This window comes from Streptomyces sp. A 4/2 (assembly GCF_940670765.1).
Taxonomy (GTDB): domain Bacteria; phylum Actinomycetota; class Actinomycetes; order Streptomycetales; family Streptomycetaceae; genus Streptomyces.
In genome coordinates this window covers 26248-42476 of the sequence record NZ_CALNVW010000007.1, presented here as the reverse complement: position 1 = coordinate 42476, position 16229 = coordinate 26248, and the positions used below count along the sequence as shown (strand labels likewise).

Sequence of the window (16229 nt, the reverse complement as noted above, 5' to 3'; positions counted from 1 at the left end):
TCCAAACCGAACGCGCCGTCTCACGCACCTTCTTTCAGCAGCCGTGAGATCAGCGTCCGCTGCGGCTCGGTGAGTTGGGGGTCCGTGCAGTACACCGTCCGGTCGTCCACCGTGAGCCGGTAGTGGAAGCCGTCCGGCACTCCGGCCGGTGGGGCGGCGTGGCCGGAGGTCACCGCCTTCTCGGCGAGGGTGTGCCACTCGTCCGCATCGGGCCGGGCCGAGGTGTCCACCTCGGCCCGGCGCTCGATACCGGCGAAGCCTCCCGTGCGCCTTACTTGGATACGCATGGGAACCGTTCTACTCCATAGGCCGTGTTTTGAAAGTCCCGCCTGCGCCGCGGTGCCTGGCACTTCCCCAAGTTCTCGGCTTCGCTCGAACAGGGGAGACCCCATTGCTCGCGGCGTTGCCGGAGAGTCCTCGTAGCTCCGCTACGAGGACTCTCCGGCGCCTTGCGATCGCACGCACCAGGCACCGCGGCGCCCGCCCTTCGGGCGGACGACGCTACTTTCAAAACACGGCCTATGCGCCCGTCGGGACACCGACCGTGGACCAGGCCTTCAGTACCGCCTCCTGCTCGTCGCTGCTGCCGCCGAAGCGGGTGCGCGCCGCTGCGACGGTCAGCCGGGCGAAGTCCGCGAAGGTCGCACCGGCCGGCAGGTGGCCGCCCGTCAGGGTGTCGTACCAGACCTGCCCGGCCCGCTCCCACGCCTTGCCGCCGAGTGCGGTGGCCAGCAGGTAGAACGCGTGGTTGGGGATGCCGGAGTTGAGGTGGACACCGCCGTTGTCCTGGGTGGTGCTGACGTAGTTCGCCATCGTCGCGGGCTGCGGGTCCTTGCCGAGCGACGGATCGTCGTACGCCGTGCCGGGAGCCTTCATGGAGCGCAGCGCGACCCCGTGGACGTGCGGCGCCAGCAGCCCGGCGCCGATCAGCCAGTCGGCCCGGTCGGCGGTCTGGCCCAGGGCGTACTGCTTGATGAGCGTGCCGAAGACGTCCGAGACGGATTCGTTGAGCGCGCCGGACTGGCCGGAGTACTCAAGGTTCGCCGTGTACTGCGTCACGCCGTGGGTGAGTTCGTGGCCGATGACGTCCACCGGGATGGTGAAGTCGAGGAAGACCTTCCCGTCCCCGTCCCCGAACACCATCTGCTTGCCGTCCCAGAAGGCGTTGTTGTACTTCTGGTCGTAGTGGACGCTCGCGTCGAGCGGCAGCCCGCGGCCGTCGATCGAGTACCGCCCGTACACCTTCAGATAGAGCTCGAAGGTGGCGCCGAGCCCCGCGTACGCGCGGTTGACGGTGGCGTCGCTGCCGGGCTGGTCGCCCTCGCCGCGGACCTTCTTGCCCGGCAGGGACGTGCCGTGCTCCGCGTCGTAGATGGTGCGCTTCGGAGTCTTCTCGGCGGCGGCGTCGGCTGCCGTGTCCGTGACGGCTTCGGCGGCGAGGGCGGTGGCCACGGCCGCACGGCGGACGCGGTGGGCGGCGTCCGCCTCCATGGTGCGGCGGGCCGGTTCGGAGAGCGCGGGGTCGTCGGCCTGGGCAAGCTTGTCGAGGATGTGCGGCGGGATGATCGTGCAGAAGACCGGGTGTGCGTTCATCTCTGTAATGTGGCAGTGGGTAAGTGAGTTGTCACCGGTTGCGACGGAGATTGACGAGAACGAGTGACCGGGAACCCGTCTCTCTTTACCTATCGGAGATCCCGCATACTGATACGGCTGCGGCGTTCTCGGCGCCGCTGGGCTAGGCTGCGGAACATCATGCGTTTCGGGCTGCTTCTCCTTAGCTGCCGCGGCGAGGGCCTGTAGTCGTAGGCCGACCCCCTCCCCGCGGAGTCTGGTGCTGCAGCGTCACAGTCGGCCCCCACCGCTGGATCCCGAGGAGCCCTACGCAGATGTCGAACCCCACGCCGATCACCAACGCCACCCAGATGCAGAAGCCGTCCGGGATGCCGGTGCACAAGTACGGCCGGTACGAGGCCGTGGAGATCCCCGACCGCACCTGGCCCGACAGCCGGATCACCGTGGCCCCCCGCTGGCTCTCCACCGACCTGCGTGACGGCAACCAGGCCCTGATCGACCCCATGTCGCCCGCCCGCAAGCGCGAGATGTTCGACCTGCTGGTGAAGATGGGCTACAAGGAGATCGAGGTCGGCTTCCCGGCCTCCGGCGAGACCGACTTCAACTTCGTACGCTCGATCATCGAGGAAGAGGGTGCGATCCCCGAGGACGTGACCATCTCCGTCCTGACCCAGGCCCGCGAGGACCTGATCGAACGCACCGTCGAGTCGCTGCGCGGCGCGCACCGCGCCACCGTGCACCTCTACAACGCCACCGCGCCCACCTTCCGCCGGGTCGTCTTCCGCGGTTCGAAGGACGACATCAAGCAGATCGCCGTGGACGGCACCCGGCTGGTGGTGGAGTACGCGGAGAAGCTGCTGGGCCCCGAGACGATCTTCGGCTACCAGTACAGCCCCGAGATCTTCACCGATACCGAGCTGGACTTCGCCCTGGAGGTCTGCGAAGCGGTCATGGACGTCTGGCAGCCCGAGGCCGGACGCGAGATCATCCTCAACCTGCCCGCCACCGTGGAGCGTTCGACGCCGTCCACGCACGCGGACCGCTTCGAGTGGATGTCGCGCAACCTGTCCCGCCGCGAGTTCGTCTGCCTGTCCGTCCACCCGCACAACGACCGCGGCACGGCGGTCGCCGCCGCGGAACTGGCCCTGATGGCGGGCGCGGACCGGATCGAGGGCTGCCTCTTCGGGCAGGGCGAGCGCACCGGCAACGTCGACCTGGTGACGCTGGGCATGAACCTGTTCAGCCAGGGCGTCGACCCGCAGATCGACTTCTCGCAGATCGACGAGGTGCGCCGCACCGCCGAGTACTGCAACCAGATGGAGATCCACCCGCGCCACCCGTACGCGGGCGACCTCGTCTACACCTCCTTCTCCGGCTCCCACCAGGACGCCATCAAGAAGGGCTTCGACGCGATGGAGGCCGACGCCGCCGCGCAGGGGAAGACGGTCGACGACATCGAGTGGGCCGTGCCGTACCTGCCGATCGACCCCAAGGACGTGGGCCGCTCCTACGAGGCCGTGATCCGGGTCAACTCCCAGTCCGGCAAGGGCGGTATCGCGTACGTCCTGAAGAACGAGCACAAGCTGGACCTGCCGCGCCGGATGCAGATCGAGTTCTCGAAGATCATCCAGACGAAGACCGACGCCGAGGGCGGCGAGGTCACCCCCAAGGACATCTGGGCGATCTTCCAGGACGAGTACCTGCCCAGCCCGGGTGACGGCGAGGACCGCTGGGGCCGGATCCAGCTGCGTTCCGGCCAGACCACCACGGACACGGACGGCCGGGACACCCTGACCGTCGAGGCCGTCGTGGACGGGGTCGAGACGGCACTGTCGGGCACCGGCAACGGTCCGATCTCGGCGTTCTTCGCCGCGCTGTCCGCGACCGGCGTGGACGCGCGGCTGCTGGACTACCAGGAGCACACGATGAGCGAGGGCGCGAGCGCGCTCGCCGCCTCGTACATCGAGTGCGCGATCGACGGCAAGGTCATGTGGGGCATCGGTATCGACGCCAACACCACACGGGCCTCACTCAAGGCGGTCGTCTCCGCGGTCAACCGGGCGGCCCGCTGACCCCCTTCGTGGGCCCGGTGCGGGATCGGGCCACGAGCACGGCTGTTTCCATGCGGGGGACCGATGGCACATTTCGGTGATCCCGTTCGTACGAATCCCGTGTGACCTCCACTTTTCCCGGTCCCGGTCGCCCGCAGCGGTGGCCGGGACCGAGCCAACTCCGGTCAGGGTGCTGACGTCGCATCACCGATGTGGCTAACATCACGTGCACATGACGGCGCTGTGTCCCACCGGTCAACGGTGCACGGCGGCGGAGTGGAGCGCAGCGCAACGGAGCGTTGCCGGGGTGTTACGGAGGTGGGTCGTGCTGCCAGTCCGAGGACGGAGCGGCAAGAAGTCGATCGTCTGGGCCGTCCGCACCTCCTGGGACACCGTCGGCGACGGCGAGTTCTTCTGTGCGGACTGCGGCGGCGACCGCAACTACCGCCGCCGCACCGGCCGTCGGCGCCTGACCGTGCTCGGTGTCCCGCTTCTCCCGCGCGGGGTCACCGGCCCGGTGATCGAATGCGCGGCCTGCCGGACGAGGTTCCCCACCGACTCCCTCGACCACCCCACCACCACCCGCTTCTCGGCGATGCTGCGCGACGCCGTCCACACGGTCACGCTCGCCGTGCTCACCGCGGGCGGCGCCGCCTCCCACGCGGTCACCGAGGCCGCGGTCGCCACCGTCAGGGCCGCGGGGTTCGACGAGTGCACCGAGGAGCAGCTGACCGCCCTGGTGGACGCGCTCGCCGCCGACACCGGCCGTTTCGTCACCGACGCCGAGCCGTGCGGCGCCGCCCTCACCATCGAGCTGCACGAGGCGCTCCAGCCGCTGGCCCCGCATCTCGCCCCGGTGGGCCGGGAGTCGATCCTGCTCCAGGGCGCCCGCATCGCCCTCGCCGACGGCCCGTACAGCCCGGCGGAGCGTGAGGTGCTCGCGACGGTCGGCGGGGCGCTCCAGCTCGGCGCCGAGGACACGGCCAGGCTCCTCGCGGCTGCGGCCCGTACGCCGTCCTGAGCGTTCCCGGCCCCGGCCCCGTCGCCTCGCTGCGTGCTGTCTCTCGGTAAGTCCGCAGGTGAGCGGCGTGCGGGTATAAATTTTGGGGTAGTTTGCCCGTATTTAGTGGGTCATAACCCCAGAAAGGGACTTTTTGCGGTGTGGTGAAAGTTGCCATGAACCCGTCGGCAGGTTTATAAGAGGGAAGTGACTGTGGCGATTCCGGGAATTCCGGGGACTGCCGTCACGGAGGTTTCCCATGTTTCTCACTCCGTCCGACACGGAGAAATTGCTGCTGAGTGTTGCCGGAATGGTTGCCCGTGACCGACGTGAACGGGGTGTGCGTCTCAACTATCCGGAGGCCGTCGCGCTGCTTTCCTGCTGGGCCATGGAGCGGGCCCGTGAGGGTGCTCGCGTCGCCGATCTGATGAGCGACGGAAGAGCTGTGCTGACCCGCGCCGAAGTGCTCGAAGGTGTACCGGAGATGCTGCACGACGTCCAGGTCGAGGCGACCTTTCCCGACGGGCGGAAGCTCGTCACGATCACCTCGCCCATCCCGTGATCCCGGGTGAGATCCGGACCGGTTCCGGCGTACTCGAAATCAATGAAAATCGTACTCGATTGCAACTCGCCGTGGTGAATGACGGTGACCGGCCCATTCAGGTCGGATCGCATTTTCATTTCCCCGACGTGAATCCCGCACTTACTTTCGACCGGTCGGCCGCCGAGGGATTTCGACTCGATATCCCGTCCGGTACTTCACTGCGCTTCGAACCCGGAGTCGGCGCCGACGTCACCCTGGTCGAGCTCGGCGGCCGTCGGCGGGTCCCCGGACTCGTAGTGCCCGGCACCCGCACCGCACGAACGGAGGACTGACATGGCCCGGATGACGCGCGCCGCCTACGCCGCGCTGTACGGCCCCACCACCGGGGACCGGGTCCGCCTCGCCGACACCGACCTCTGGATCGAGGTCGAGGAGGACCGCTGCTTCGGCGGCGACGAGGCCGTGTTCGGCGGCGGCAAGTCCATCCGCGAATCGATGGCCCAGGCCACCACGCCGCACGCGGAGGGAGCCCTCGACCTCGTCATCACCAATGTCGTGGTGCTCGACCACTGGGGCGTCGTCAAGACCGACGTGGGCGTCCGGGAGGGCCGGATCGTCGCGCTCGGCCGTTCCGGCAACCCCGACATGAGCGACGGGGTCCACCCGGACCTGGTGATCGGCCCCGGCACGGACGTCGTCTCGGGCGAGGGCCGCATCCTGACCGCCGGAGCCGTCGACACCCACGTCCACTTCCTGATGCCGGAGACCCTCCACGAGGCTCTCGCCACCGGCACCACCACCGTGATCGGCGGCGGCACCGGTGCCACCGAGGGGTCCAAGGCCACCACCGTCACCCCCGGCGCCTGGAACCTCGCGATGATGCACCGGTCCCTGGACCGGGTCCCGCTCAACATCATGCTGTTCGGCAAGGGCTCCACCGTCGGGGAAGAGGCCCTGCGTGAGGCCGCGCTCGGCGGCGCCGGCGGCTACAAGGTCCACGAGGACTGGGGCGCCACCCCGGCCGCCATCGACGCCGCCCTGGAAGCGGCCGACGCGTACGGACTCCAGGTCGCGCTGCACGCCGACAGCCTGAACGAGGCCGGTTACGTCGAAGGCACCCTGGACGCCATCGCCGGACGCGGCATCCACGTCTTCCACGCCGAAGGTGCGGGCGGCGGCCACGCCCCCGACATCATCACCGTCGCCTCCCACCCCAACATCCTCCCGGCGTCCACCAATCCGACGCTCCCGCACACCGTCAACACCGTCGCCGAACACCTCGACATGCTGATGGTCTGCCACCACCTCAACCCCCGCGTCCCCGAGGACCTGGCCTTCGCCGAGTCCCGGATCCGCGCCACCACCATCGCCGCCGAAGACGTCCTGCACGACATCGGCGCCCTCTCCATCACCTCCTCCGACGCCCAGGCGATGGGCCGGATCGGCGAGGTCGTCTGCCGCACCTGGCAGGTCGCCCACGTGATGAAGCAGCGCTTCGGCGACCGGGGCACCACGCTCCCCGCCGACAACGAACGCGCCCGCCGCTACGTCGCCAAGTACACGATCTGCCCCGCCGTCGCCCACGGCATCGACCACGTCGTCGGCTCCGTCGAGCCGGGCAAACTCGCCGACCTGGTGCTCTGGGACCCCGCCTTCTTCGGCATCAGGCCCGCAGCCGTGCTCAAGGGCGGCATGGTGGTGTACGCGGCCCTCGGCGACGCCAACGCGGCGATCCCCACCACCCAGCCGGTCCTGCTGCGTGCCACCGCCGCCGCCGAAGCCGCCCCGCACCTGTCGGTCAGCTTCGTCTCCCCGGCGGCACTGGCGGACGGGCTCGCCGAACGTCTGGGCCTGGTACGGGAGTTGGTCGCCGTACGGCCCACCCGCCACCTCACCAAGGCGGACCTGCCGAACAACACCGCGCTCCCGGCCATCGACGTCGACCCGGAGACCTTCGCCATCCGCATCGACGGGGAGCTCGTGGAGCCCGCCCCGGCCGCCGAACTGCCGCTCGCCCAGCGGTACAGCATGTTCTGATGGGCCGGCTCGCCCCTCTGCTGCTCGCCGACGGACGGCTCCCGGTCGGCGCGTACACCTACAGCGCGGGCCTGGAACCGGCCGTCGCGGCCGGGCTCACCCGCGACCGGATCCCCGCCCTTCTGCGGGCCAGGCTCCGCACCACCGCCGTCACCGAAGCCGCCGCCGCCGTCCTCGCCCTGCGGGCGGCGCGGCAGGACCCGGTGGACTACGCGCCCGTACAGCAGGCCCTCGCGGCCAGGACGCCGGTGGCGCCGATGCGGGCGGCATCGGCGACCCTCGGCCGGGGCGTGCACCGGCTGGCCCGCAGGCTGGCCCCCGGCCACCCCGCCGTCACCGCACTGGACACGGCCCGCACGCCGTCGCTGCGCCCGCTGCGTCCGGTCACCCTGGGCGCACTCGGGGCGGTCCTGGACGTGTCCGAGGAGGAACTGGCGTACGGCGTCGTCTACGACGAACTCCAGACCATCGCGTCGGCCGCGCTCAAACTGCTGCCCGGCGACCCGCTGGACTCGGTGGCGTGGGTGCTCGCCGCCGAGCCGGACGCCGCCCACGCGGTGACGGCCGCCCTCGCCGTACGGACCCCGGGCGAGTTGCCCGCCCGTACCGCCCTGCTCACCGAGGAGTGGGCGCTCGAACACGACCGACGAGAACGGAGACTCTTCCTTGCCTGACAACGGCACCCCCACCCCGGCGTCCGGGAACCCCGCCCCCGCCCCGGCCAACCAGCACTTCCACGAGCCCCTCAACCAGCCGCGCGCGCTGCGCCTCGGCGTCGCCGGACCCGTCGGCACCGGCAAGAGCTCGATCCTGGCGACCCTCTGCCGCGAACTCGCCGGTGAACTCTCCATGGCCGTCGTCACCAACGACATCTACACCGACGAGGACGCCCGTTTCCTCCGCTCGGCGGGCGTCCTGCCCACCGAACGCATCCGCGCCGTCGAGACCGGCGCCTGCCCGCACACCGCGATCCGCGACGACGTCAGCGCCAACCTCGACGCCGTCGAGGACCTGGAGGAGGCGTACGGCCCGCTCGACCTGGTGCTGATCGAGAGCGGCGGCGACAACCTCACCGCCACCTTCAGCCCGGCCCTGGCCGACGCGCAGCTCTTCTGCATCGACGTCGCGGGCGGCGGCGACGTGGCCCGCAAGGGCGGCCCCGGCATCACCGGCGCCGACCTGCTGATCGTCAACAAGACCGACCTCGCCCCGTACGTGGAGGTCGACGTGGCGGAGATGGTCGCCGACGCCGAGGCGGCCCGCGACGGCCTCCCGGTCCTCGCCCTGTCCAAGAACGACCCGGCGTCCATCGCCGAACTGGCCGACTGGGTGCGGGCGTTGCTCGTACGCCACCGCTCGGGCCAGCACATTCCGGCCGACCCGGGCCCGATGGCGCCGCACAGCCACTCGTGACCCCGCCGCCCGTACTGCCGGACCTGACGCGTGCGGCCCCGCCGGACGACGGCGGCGCCGACCCCACCGTCGTCACCGTCGAGCGCGACGCGACCGGCCGCCATGTCGCCCGCGAGCTGCGCCCCGGCGCCTTCCTGGCGCCCCGCCCGCTGCGCCCCGCCGCCGACGGGCTGCACATCGCACTGGTCGGCACCCGGGCGGGCCTGCTGGCGGGCGACGCGCTGACCCTGCACCTGACCGTCGGCCCCGGCGCCCGGCTGCACCTGGTCGAACCGGCCGGGCTCGTCGCGTACGACCACCGGGGCGGTACGTCGGCCTGGCGGGCGGTGATCGACATCGCCGAGGGCGGCGAACTGACCTGGGACGCCCGGCCGTTCGTCATCTCCACCGGGGCGGACGTCGCACGTTCCATGGACATCACGATGGCCGCCGGCGCCCGGATGCTCTGGCGCGAGACCCTGGTCCTGGGGCGCTCCGGCGAACGTGGCGGGAGCGTACGGGCGACGACCCGCGCCACCTACGACGGGCTGGACCTGCTGGTCGAGGACCTGGACCTGCGGGACCCGGACGTCCGGGAGCTGCCCGGCATCCTCGGCGCGAACCGGGTCATCGGCGCGGTCACCGCCCTGGGCGCCACCCCGGGCGGCCCGCCGCACCCGTACCGGACGGATCTGGCCGGGCCCGGCGCCCAGGTGCGGCTGCTGGACACGGTGGCCCCGGCGGTGGAGGCGGAGCTGTCGGCGGTCTGGGAGAGCTGGCGGACGACCGGACCCGTGGCCTGAGCGGGGCCCGTCCGCAGGTCCGGCGGTCCCAGCAGTGATCCGCTGGGGCCGCCGGGGAACGGTCCGCCCGGCGCGTACGGGACAATGGGTCCCATGAGTCTTTTCCGTGACGACGGGGTCGTGCTGCGCACCCAGAAGCTGGGCGAGGCCGACCGCATCATCACGCTCCTGACCCGCGGCCACGGCCGGGTGCGGGCCGTCGCGCGCGGCGTGCGGCGTACGAAGTCGAAGTTCGGGGCGCGGCTGGAGCCGTTCTCCCACGTCGACGTGCAGTTCTTCGCCCGCGGCAGCGAACTGATCGGGCGCGGGCTCCCGCTGTGCACACAGAGCGAGACCATCGCTCCGTACGGTGGCGGGATCGTCACCGACTACGCCCGCTACACCGCGGGCACGGCCATGCTGGAGACGGCGGAACGATTCACCGACCACGAGGGCGAGCCGTCCGTCCAGCAGTACCTGCTGCTGGTCGGCGGACTGCGGACCCTCGCGCGCGGCGAGCACGCCCCGAACCTGATCCTCGACGCGTTCCTGCTGCGCTCGCTCGCCGTGAACGGCTACGCGCCCAGCTTCGAGGACTGCGCCAAGTGCGGCATGGAGGGACCCAACCGTTTCTTCTCCGTCGCGGGCGGCGGGGCGGTATGCGGCGACTGCCGGGTACCCGGCAGCGTCGTACCCTCTGCGGAGGCCGTCGGGCTGCTCAGCGCACTGCTGACGGGGGACTGGACGACGGCCGACGCGGCCGAGCCGCGGCACGTCAGGGAGGGCAGCGGGCTCGTATCGGCCTACCTGCACTGGCATCTGGAGCGCGGACTGCGCTCGTTGCGGTACGTAGAGAAGTAGCGAGAGGGAGACGAGCACATGGCACGACGCGGGATTCTGGGGCGCAGCACACGCGAGTACAAGACCCCCGAACTGCACCCGTCGGGCGCCCGCCCGCCGAAGATCCCCGGCGAACTGGTGCCGAACCACGTGGCGATCGTCATGGACGGCAACGGCCGCTGGGCCAAGGACCGCGGGCTGCCGCGCACCGAGGGCCACAAGGTCGGCGAGGCCACCGTCCTCGAAGTACTCAACGGCTGCATCGAGATGGGCGTCAAGAACCTCTCGCTGTACGCCTTCTCCACCGAGAACTGGAAGCGCTCGCCCGAGGAGGTGCGCTTCCTGATGAACTTCAACCGCGATGTCATCCGCCGCCGCCGGGACGAGATGGACGAGCTGGGGATCAGGATCCGCTGGGTGGGCCGGATGCCGAAGCTGTGGAAGTCGGTCGTCGAGGAGCTCCAGGTCGCCCAGGAGCAGACCAAGGACAACGACGCGATGACGCTGTACTTCTGCGTCAACTACGGCGGGCGCGCGGAGATCGCCGACGCGGCGCAGGCCATCGCCCGCGATGTCGCGGCCGGGAAGCTCGACCCGTCGAAGGTCAACGAGAAGACCTTCGCGAAGTACATCTACTACCCGGACATGCCGGACGTGGACCTCTTCCTGCGCCCGAGCGGCGAGCAGCGCACGTCCAACTACCTGATCTGGCAGAGCGCGTACGCCGAGATGGTCTTCCAGGACGTGCTGTGGCCGGACTTCGACCGCCGCGACCTGTGGCGCGCCTGTCTCGAATTCGCCCAGCGGGACCGCCGGTTCGGCGGCGCGGTCGAGGAGACGACCGCCTGACCGGTGCGGGGCCCGGCCCCCGCACGTCGTTCACCGGGCAGGCTCGAAATTCAAGCCCACCCCGCACGCCGATCGCCGGACGAGCCCGAAATTCAAGCCCGTCCGGCGATTGAGGACATCTTTCAGCCCGCCCGGCGCTTGAGGGCGACAAAGCCTGCCCGGCGCCTGAGGGCAAGGGCGCCCGGGAGCCAGAACCCGCTCAGCCCTCCGCCGAGGAGCCCGCACAGGCCGCGCAGGTCCCGAAGACCTCCACCGTGTGCGCCACGTTCACATACCCGTGCTGCGCGGCGATCGACTCGGCCCACTTCTCCACCGCGGGCCCCTCCACCTCGACGGCCTTGCCGCAGGTGCGGCAGACCAGATGGTGGTGGTGCTCGCCGGTCGAGCAGCGGCGGTAGACCGACTCGCCGTCGCCGGTGCGCAGGACATCGACCTCGCCCGCGTCGGCCAGCGACTGGAGCGTCCGGTAGACCGTGGTCAGCCCGACCGAGTCGCCGCGGTGCTTGAGCACGTCGTGCAACTCCTGCGCGCTGCGGAACTCGTCCATCTCGTCGAGCGCCGCAGCCACCGCGGCCCGCTGCCGGGTCGACCGGCCTCGTACTGGTGCTCCCGCAGTCACAGGTGCCTCCTCGCCGTATGTCGCCCGCCCCAATGTGTCGGGCCATTGTGCCAGCTCGGTCAGGCCTTGGCCGAGTCCAGCGGCTGCCGCGCGGCCGGGAGATCGAGGCCGCACTCGGCCTGCGCCGCCTCCACGGCCCGTGCGCGCCTTCTCGCCAGTGGTGCGGCCAGCGCGGTCAGGGCGATGAAGACGCCGATGGCCAGCAGCACAATTGTCGCTCCCGGCGGCACGTCCTGGTAGTAGGACGTGATCGTTCCGGACAGGGTGACCGCCGTACCGATGGCCACGGACAGCGCGAAGGTGACCGCGAACGACTTCGACAGCTGCTGGGCGGCAGCCACCGGGACCACCATCAGGGCGCTCACCAGCAGCAGCCCGACCACCCGCATGGCGACGGTGACGGTGACCGCCGCGGTCACCGCGACGAGCAGGTTCAGCGCGCGCACCGGCAGCCCGGTGACCCGCGCGAACTCCTCGTCCTGGCTGACCGCGAAGAGCTGCCGCCGCAGTCCGAGCGTCACCAGGATCACGAACGCGGCGAGCACGCAGATCGCGGTGACGTCGCTGTCCGAGACGGTGGAGAGCGAGCCGAAGAGGTACGAGGAGAGGTTGGCGTTCGAGCCGGTCGGCGAGAGGTTGATCAGCAGCACCCCGCCCGCCATGCCGCCGTAGAAGAGCATGGCCAGCGCGACATCGCCGCGCATCCGGCCGTACGAGCGGATCAGTTCCATCGCGACGGCGCCGACGACCGAGACGAGCGTCGCCATCCACACCGGGCTGCTGTTGAGCAGGAAGCCGAGGCCGACGCCGGTCATGGCGATATGGCCGATGCCGTCGCCCATCAGGGCCTGACGGCGCTGGACGAGGTAGATGCCGATGGAGGGGGCGGTGATGCCCACCAGGACGGCGGCGAGCAGTGCGCGCTGCATGAGAACGCTCTGGAGAAGTTCCATGATCAGGTCAGCAGTCCTGTGCGGGCCGGCTCGGCGCCGGAGTGGGGGTGGACGTGGTCGTGGGGCAGCGCATGCTGTCCGACCGCCTCGGGCGGCGGCCCGTCGTGCGTCACGCAGCCGTCGCGCAGCACGACCGCACGGTCGATCAGCGGCTCCAGCGGGCCCAGCTCGTGCAGGACGAGCAGCACGGTCGTCCGGGCGGCCACCTGCTCGCGCAGGGTCGACGCCAGGATCTCCTGGCTGGCCAGGTCGACGCCCGCCATCGGCTCGTCCATGATCAGCAGCTCCGGCTCGGACGCCAGCGCACGGGCGATCAGTACCCGCTGGTGCTGCCCGCCGGAGAGCGCGCCCACCGAGTCGCCGGCGCGGTCGGTGAGCCCCACCAGCTCGATGGCGCGGGCGACGGCGGCCCGGTCGGCCTTCGACGGCCACCGCAGCTTCGTACGGGCCAGTCGCCCGGAGGAGACGACCTCGCGGACCGTCGCGGGCACCCCGCCGGCCGCGGTGGTGCGCTGCGGTACGTAACCGATGCGCGCCCACTGGCGGAAGCGCCCCAGCGGGGTGCCGAACAGCTCGATCCCACCGCTGGTGAGCGGCACCTGGCCGATCACCGCGCGGACGGCCGTCGACTTGCCCGAGCCGTTGGCACCCAGCAGGGCGACCACCTCGCCGCGGTGCACGGCGAGATCGATACCCCGCAGCACCGGGCGCGAGCCGAGCGTGGCCGTGGCCCCGCGTACGGAGATGACGGGTTGCCGCAGGACGGATTCCGGTATGACGGGTTCCTGTCCCTTTCCCTGTCCCGTTCCCTGTTCCATGGCTCGCGCCTCCGATGTCGGTGCTGGTACCGGTGTTCTGGTGTGCCGGTCCGCCGGGGCCGGGGTGTTCACGTCGCGCGGGGGGTTCACTTGGCGCCGAGCGCCTTCTGGAGCGCGACGAGGTTGGACTGCATGACCTGGATGTAGTCACGGCCCCTGGACTTGTCCGTGATGCCTTCCAGCGGGTCCAGGACGTCCGTCTTCACGTGCAGATCACTGGCGAGGGTCTTCGCGGTGTCCGGGCTGGTGATGGTCTCGAAGAAGACCGTGGAGACGTGGTGCTGCTCGGCGAGCGCGTGCAGGTCCTTCATGCGCGAGATGCTCGGCTCGCTCTCCGGGTCGATGCCGCTGATGGCCTCCTCGGTGAGGCCGTAGCGCTCGGCGAGGTAGCCGAAGGCGGCGTGGGTGGTGACGAAGGTGTCGGACGTGCGGTTCCGCAGCCCGTCCACGTACTGCGTATTGAGCGCGTCCAGCTTCTTGACCAGCGCGTCGGTGTTCTTCCGGTAGTCCGCCCTGTGGGCCGGATCGGCGGCGGCGAGGGTCTTGTCGACGCCCTTGGCGATCTCGGCGTACTTCACCGGGTCGAGCCAGATGTGCGGGTCGAGCCCTGCTTCGCTCTCCGAGTGGGAGGCGTTGTCCCCGGTGGTGTGGTGGTGGCCGTCCACCTCGGTGCCGTGCGTTTCGAGCGAGGTCATGGTGGCCACGTCGGCGGTGTGCTTCACGCCGGACTGCTTGATCGCTTCGTCCACGGCGGGCTGGAGGCCCTTCAGGTAGACGATCGCGTCGGCGTCGGAGAGGCCGACGGTCTGCTTGGGGCTGAGTTCCAGGTCGTGCGGCTCGACGCCCGGCTTCGTCAGGTTGGTGACGGAGACGTGGCTTCCGCCTATCTCCTGCGTCAGGTACTGGAGCGGGTAGAACGACGCCACGACGTGGAGTTTGCCGTCGTTCTTGTCGGCGGCGGAGGAAGCGGAGCATGCGGAGAGGGCGACCAGCCCGAGTGCGACCGCTGCGGAGGCCGCGCTGACGGGTATGAGGCGTCGTACGTTCATGACAGTCATTTTCAACAAAAGTGGAAACGATTGTCAACAAGGAAGGTTGGAGCCCTCGCATCCGGTCGATCTTCACGCGAACCGGGCAGCGGTCACGCGGGAACTGCGCGAGAACGGCCCGGGAACAGGGAACCGATTTGATCCAGGGGGTGCAGCCGCCGGTAACCTGAGGCATTCCGCTGTTCGCAATCGTCGTAATGAAGAGAGCACCGTGGCCGCCGACAAGATCGACACCATCGTCAGCCTGAGCAAGCGCCGTGGCTTCGTCTACCCCTCCAGTGAGATCTACGGTGGTCAGCGAGCCGCCTGGGACTACGGGCCCCTGGGTGTCGAGCTGAAGGAGAACCTGAAGCGTCAGTGGTGGCGCTACATGGTCACCTCGCGCGAGGACGTGGTCGGTCTCGACTCGTCGGTCATCCTGGCCCCCGAGACCTGGGAGGCCTCCGGCCATGTGGCGACCTTCTCGGACCCGCTGACCGAATGCACCTCCTGCCACAAGCGGTTCCGCGCGGACCACTTGGAGGAGGCGTACGAGGAGAAGCACGGCCACGCCCCCGCGAACGGCCTCGCCGACCTCAACTGCCCCAACTGCGGCAACAAGGGCACCTTCACCGAGCCCAAGAACTTCTCCGGTCTGCTCTCCACCCACCTCGGCCCGACCCAGGACAGCGGCTCCGTCGCCTACCTGCGCCCCGAGACGGCCCAGGGCATCTTCACCAACTTCGGCCAGGTGCAGCAGACTTCGCGCAAGAAGCCGCCGTTCGGCATCGCGCAGATGGGCAAGTCCTTCCGGAACGAGATCACTCCGGGCAACTTCATCTTCCGCACCCGCGAGTTCGAGCAGATGGAGATGGAGTTCTTCGTCAAGCCGGGCGAGGACGAGCAGTGGCAGGAATACTGGATGGAGCAGCGCTGGAACTGGTACCGCGACCTCGGTATGCGCGAGGAGAACATGCGCTGGTACGAGCACCCCAAGGAGAAGCTCTCCCACTACTCCAAGCGCACCGCTGACATCGAGTACCGCTTCCGCTTCGGCGGCAGCGAGTGGGGCGAGCTGGAAGGCGTCGCCAACCGCACCGACTACGACCTCGGCGCGCACTCCAAGGCCTCCGGCACCGACCTCTCCTTCTTCGACCAGGAGAAGGGCGAGCGCTGGACCCCGTACGTCATCGAGCCCGCGGCGGGTGTCGGCCGCGCGATGCTGGCCTTCATGCTCGACGCGTACATCGAGGACGAGGCGCCCAATGCCAAGGGCGTCATGGAGAAGCGCACCGTGATGCGCCTCGACCCGCGCCTGGCGCCGGTCAAGGTCGCGGTCCTCCCGCTCTCCCGCAACCCGCAGCTCTCGCCGAAGGCCAAGGGCCTGGCGACGGACCTGCGCCGCAACTGGAACATCGAGTTCGACGACGCGGGCGCGATCGGCCGCCGCTACCGCCGCCAGGACGAGATCGGCACGCCGTTCTGCGTCACGGTCGACTTCGACACCCTCGACGACAACGCGGTGACGGTCCGCGAGCGCGACACGATGAAGCAGGAGCGTGTCTCGCTGGACCAGATCCAGTCGTACCTGGGCGGCCGGCTGCTCGGCTGCTGACCCTGGTCGTACGCACACCCCGAGGGCCCCGGCTCCGCTTCGGCGGGCCGGGGCCTTCGGCGTGACGGGGCGGTGCGAGGTGCGCTGACCGTTCCCTCCCCCTTGTCAACACCGGCCTGTTGAAGGGCC

At 70.1% G+C, this 16229-nt stretch carries 17 protein-coding genes; 11 read left to right on the top strand and 6 right to left on the bottom strand.

What is annotated here, in order from left to right; translation table 11 throughout:
• Positions 1-20: 20 nt before the first annotated feature.
• A complete protein-coding gene (locus NBY69_RS04185; RefSeq protein ID WP_250298350.1) occupies positions 21-287 on the bottom strand; it encodes a protealysin inhibitor emfourin in 267 nt (88 codons plus the stop codon).
• A 232-nt stretch (positions 288-519) separates the two neighbouring features.
• Positions 520-1593, bottom strand: a complete 1074-nt coding sequence (locus NBY69_RS04180; protein WP_250298348.1) for a M4 family metallopeptidase — start codon at positions 1591-1593, stop codon at positions 520-522.
• A gap of 293 nt (positions 1594-1886) precedes the next feature.
• On the opposite strand from NBY69_RS04180, the gene leuA reads away from it, so the two are divergent.
• The 10 genes from leuA (at position 1887) to NBY69_RS04130 (ending at position 11067) form a co-directional block, all read left to right on the top strand.
• The gene (gene leuA, locus NBY69_RS04175; RefSeq protein WP_250298346.1) at positions 1887-3644 is read left to right on the top strand and encodes a 2-isopropylmalate synthase; all 1758 of its coding nucleotides are present in this window, start codon (positions 1887-1889) and stop codon (positions 3642-3644) included.
• A 304-nt stretch (positions 3645-3948) separates the two neighbouring features.
• Complete coding sequence (locus NBY69_RS04170; RefSeq protein WP_250298344.1) at positions 3949-4644, top strand: TerB family tellurite resistance protein; 696 nt, start codon at positions 3949-3951, stop codon at positions 4642-4644.
• Positions 4645-4882: 238 nt separating this feature from the next.
• On the top strand, positions 4883-5185 hold the full coding sequence (locus NBY69_RS04165) for an urease subunit gamma (protein WP_250298342.1): 303 nt from the start codon (positions 4883-4885) through the stop codon (positions 5183-5185).
• Positions 5182-5499 carry an urease subunit beta gene (locus NBY69_RS04160; protein ID WP_250298341.1) on the top strand — a complete coding sequence of 106 codons (318 nt, stop codon included), beginning with the start codon at positions 5182-5184 and terminating at the stop codon, positions 5497-5499. The genes NBY69_RS04165 and NBY69_RS04160 overlap by 4 nt, the downstream gene beginning before the upstream one ends.
• Position 5500: 1 nt before the next feature.
• Entirely contained in the window at positions 5501-7204 is a 1704-nt protein-coding gene (locus NBY69_RS04155) for an urease subunit alpha (protein WP_250298339.1), read from the top strand.
• The gene (locus tag NBY69_RS04150) at positions 7204-7878 is read left to right on the top strand and encodes an urease accessory protein UreF (RefSeq protein ID WP_250298338.1); all 675 of its coding nucleotides are present in this window, start codon (positions 7204-7206) and stop codon (positions 7876-7878) included. The genes NBY69_RS04155 and NBY69_RS04150 overlap by 1 nt, the downstream gene beginning before the upstream one ends.
• A complete protein-coding gene (ureG, locus tag NBY69_RS04145; protein WP_374211204.1) occupies positions 7871-8617 on the top strand; it encodes an urease accessory protein UreG in 747 nt (248 codons plus the stop codon). Before NBY69_RS04150 ends, ureG begins: the two co-directional genes overlap by 8 nt.
• Positions 8618-8640: 23 nt before the next feature.
• Complete coding sequence (locus tag NBY69_RS04140; RefSeq protein WP_250298540.1) at positions 8641-9399, top strand: urease accessory protein UreD; 759 nt, start codon at positions 8641-8643, stop codon at positions 9397-9399.
• A 93-nt stretch (positions 9400-9492) separates the two neighbouring features.
• Positions 9493-10239: a DNA repair protein RecO gene (gene recO / locus NBY69_RS04135; RefSeq protein ID WP_250298336.1), complete on the top strand. Its 747-nt coding sequence runs from the start codon at positions 9493-9495 to the stop codon at positions 10237-10239.
• 18 nt (positions 10240-10257) lie between these two features.
• Positions 10258-11067, top strand: a complete 810-nt coding sequence (locus NBY69_RS04130) for an isoprenyl transferase (protein ID WP_250298334.1) — start codon at positions 10258-10260, stop codon at positions 11065-11067.
• Between the two features lie 199 nt (positions 11068-11266).
• Here NBY69_RS04130 and NBY69_RS04125 read toward each other — a convergent pair whose 3' ends face one another.
• The 4 genes from NBY69_RS04125 to NBY69_RS04110 form a co-directional block, all read right to left on the bottom strand.
• Positions 11267-11686 (bottom strand): Fur family transcriptional regulator, encoded by a 420-nt coding sequence (locus NBY69_RS04125; RefSeq protein WP_250298333.1) that lies wholly within the window; start codon positions 11684-11686, stop codon positions 11267-11269.
• A 59-nt stretch (positions 11687-11745) separates the two neighbouring features.
• A complete protein-coding gene (locus NBY69_RS04120; protein ID WP_250298331.1) occupies positions 11746-12639 on the bottom strand; it encodes a metal ABC transporter permease in 894 nt (297 codons plus the stop codon).
• Positions 12640-12641: 2 nt separating this feature from the next.
• The gene (locus tag NBY69_RS04115) at positions 12642-13457 is read right to left on the bottom strand and encodes a metal ABC transporter ATP-binding protein (RefSeq protein ID WP_250298329.1); all 816 of its coding nucleotides are present in this window, start codon (positions 13455-13457) and stop codon (positions 12642-12644) included.
• Positions 13458-13543: 86 nt separating this feature from the next.
• Positions 13544-14506 (bottom strand): metal ABC transporter substrate-binding protein, encoded by a 963-nt coding sequence (locus NBY69_RS04110; RefSeq protein ID WP_250298327.1) that lies wholly within the window; start codon positions 14504-14506, stop codon positions 13544-13546.
• A gap of 211 nt (positions 14507-14717) precedes the next feature.
• Between NBY69_RS04110 and NBY69_RS04105 the strand changes: the two genes are divergently transcribed.
• Positions 14718-16100: a glycine--tRNA ligase gene (locus NBY69_RS04105; protein ID WP_250298325.1), complete on the top strand. Its 1383-nt coding sequence runs from the start codon at positions 14718-14720 to the stop codon at positions 16098-16100.
• The last annotated feature ends 129 nt before the right edge of the window (positions 16101-16229 follow it).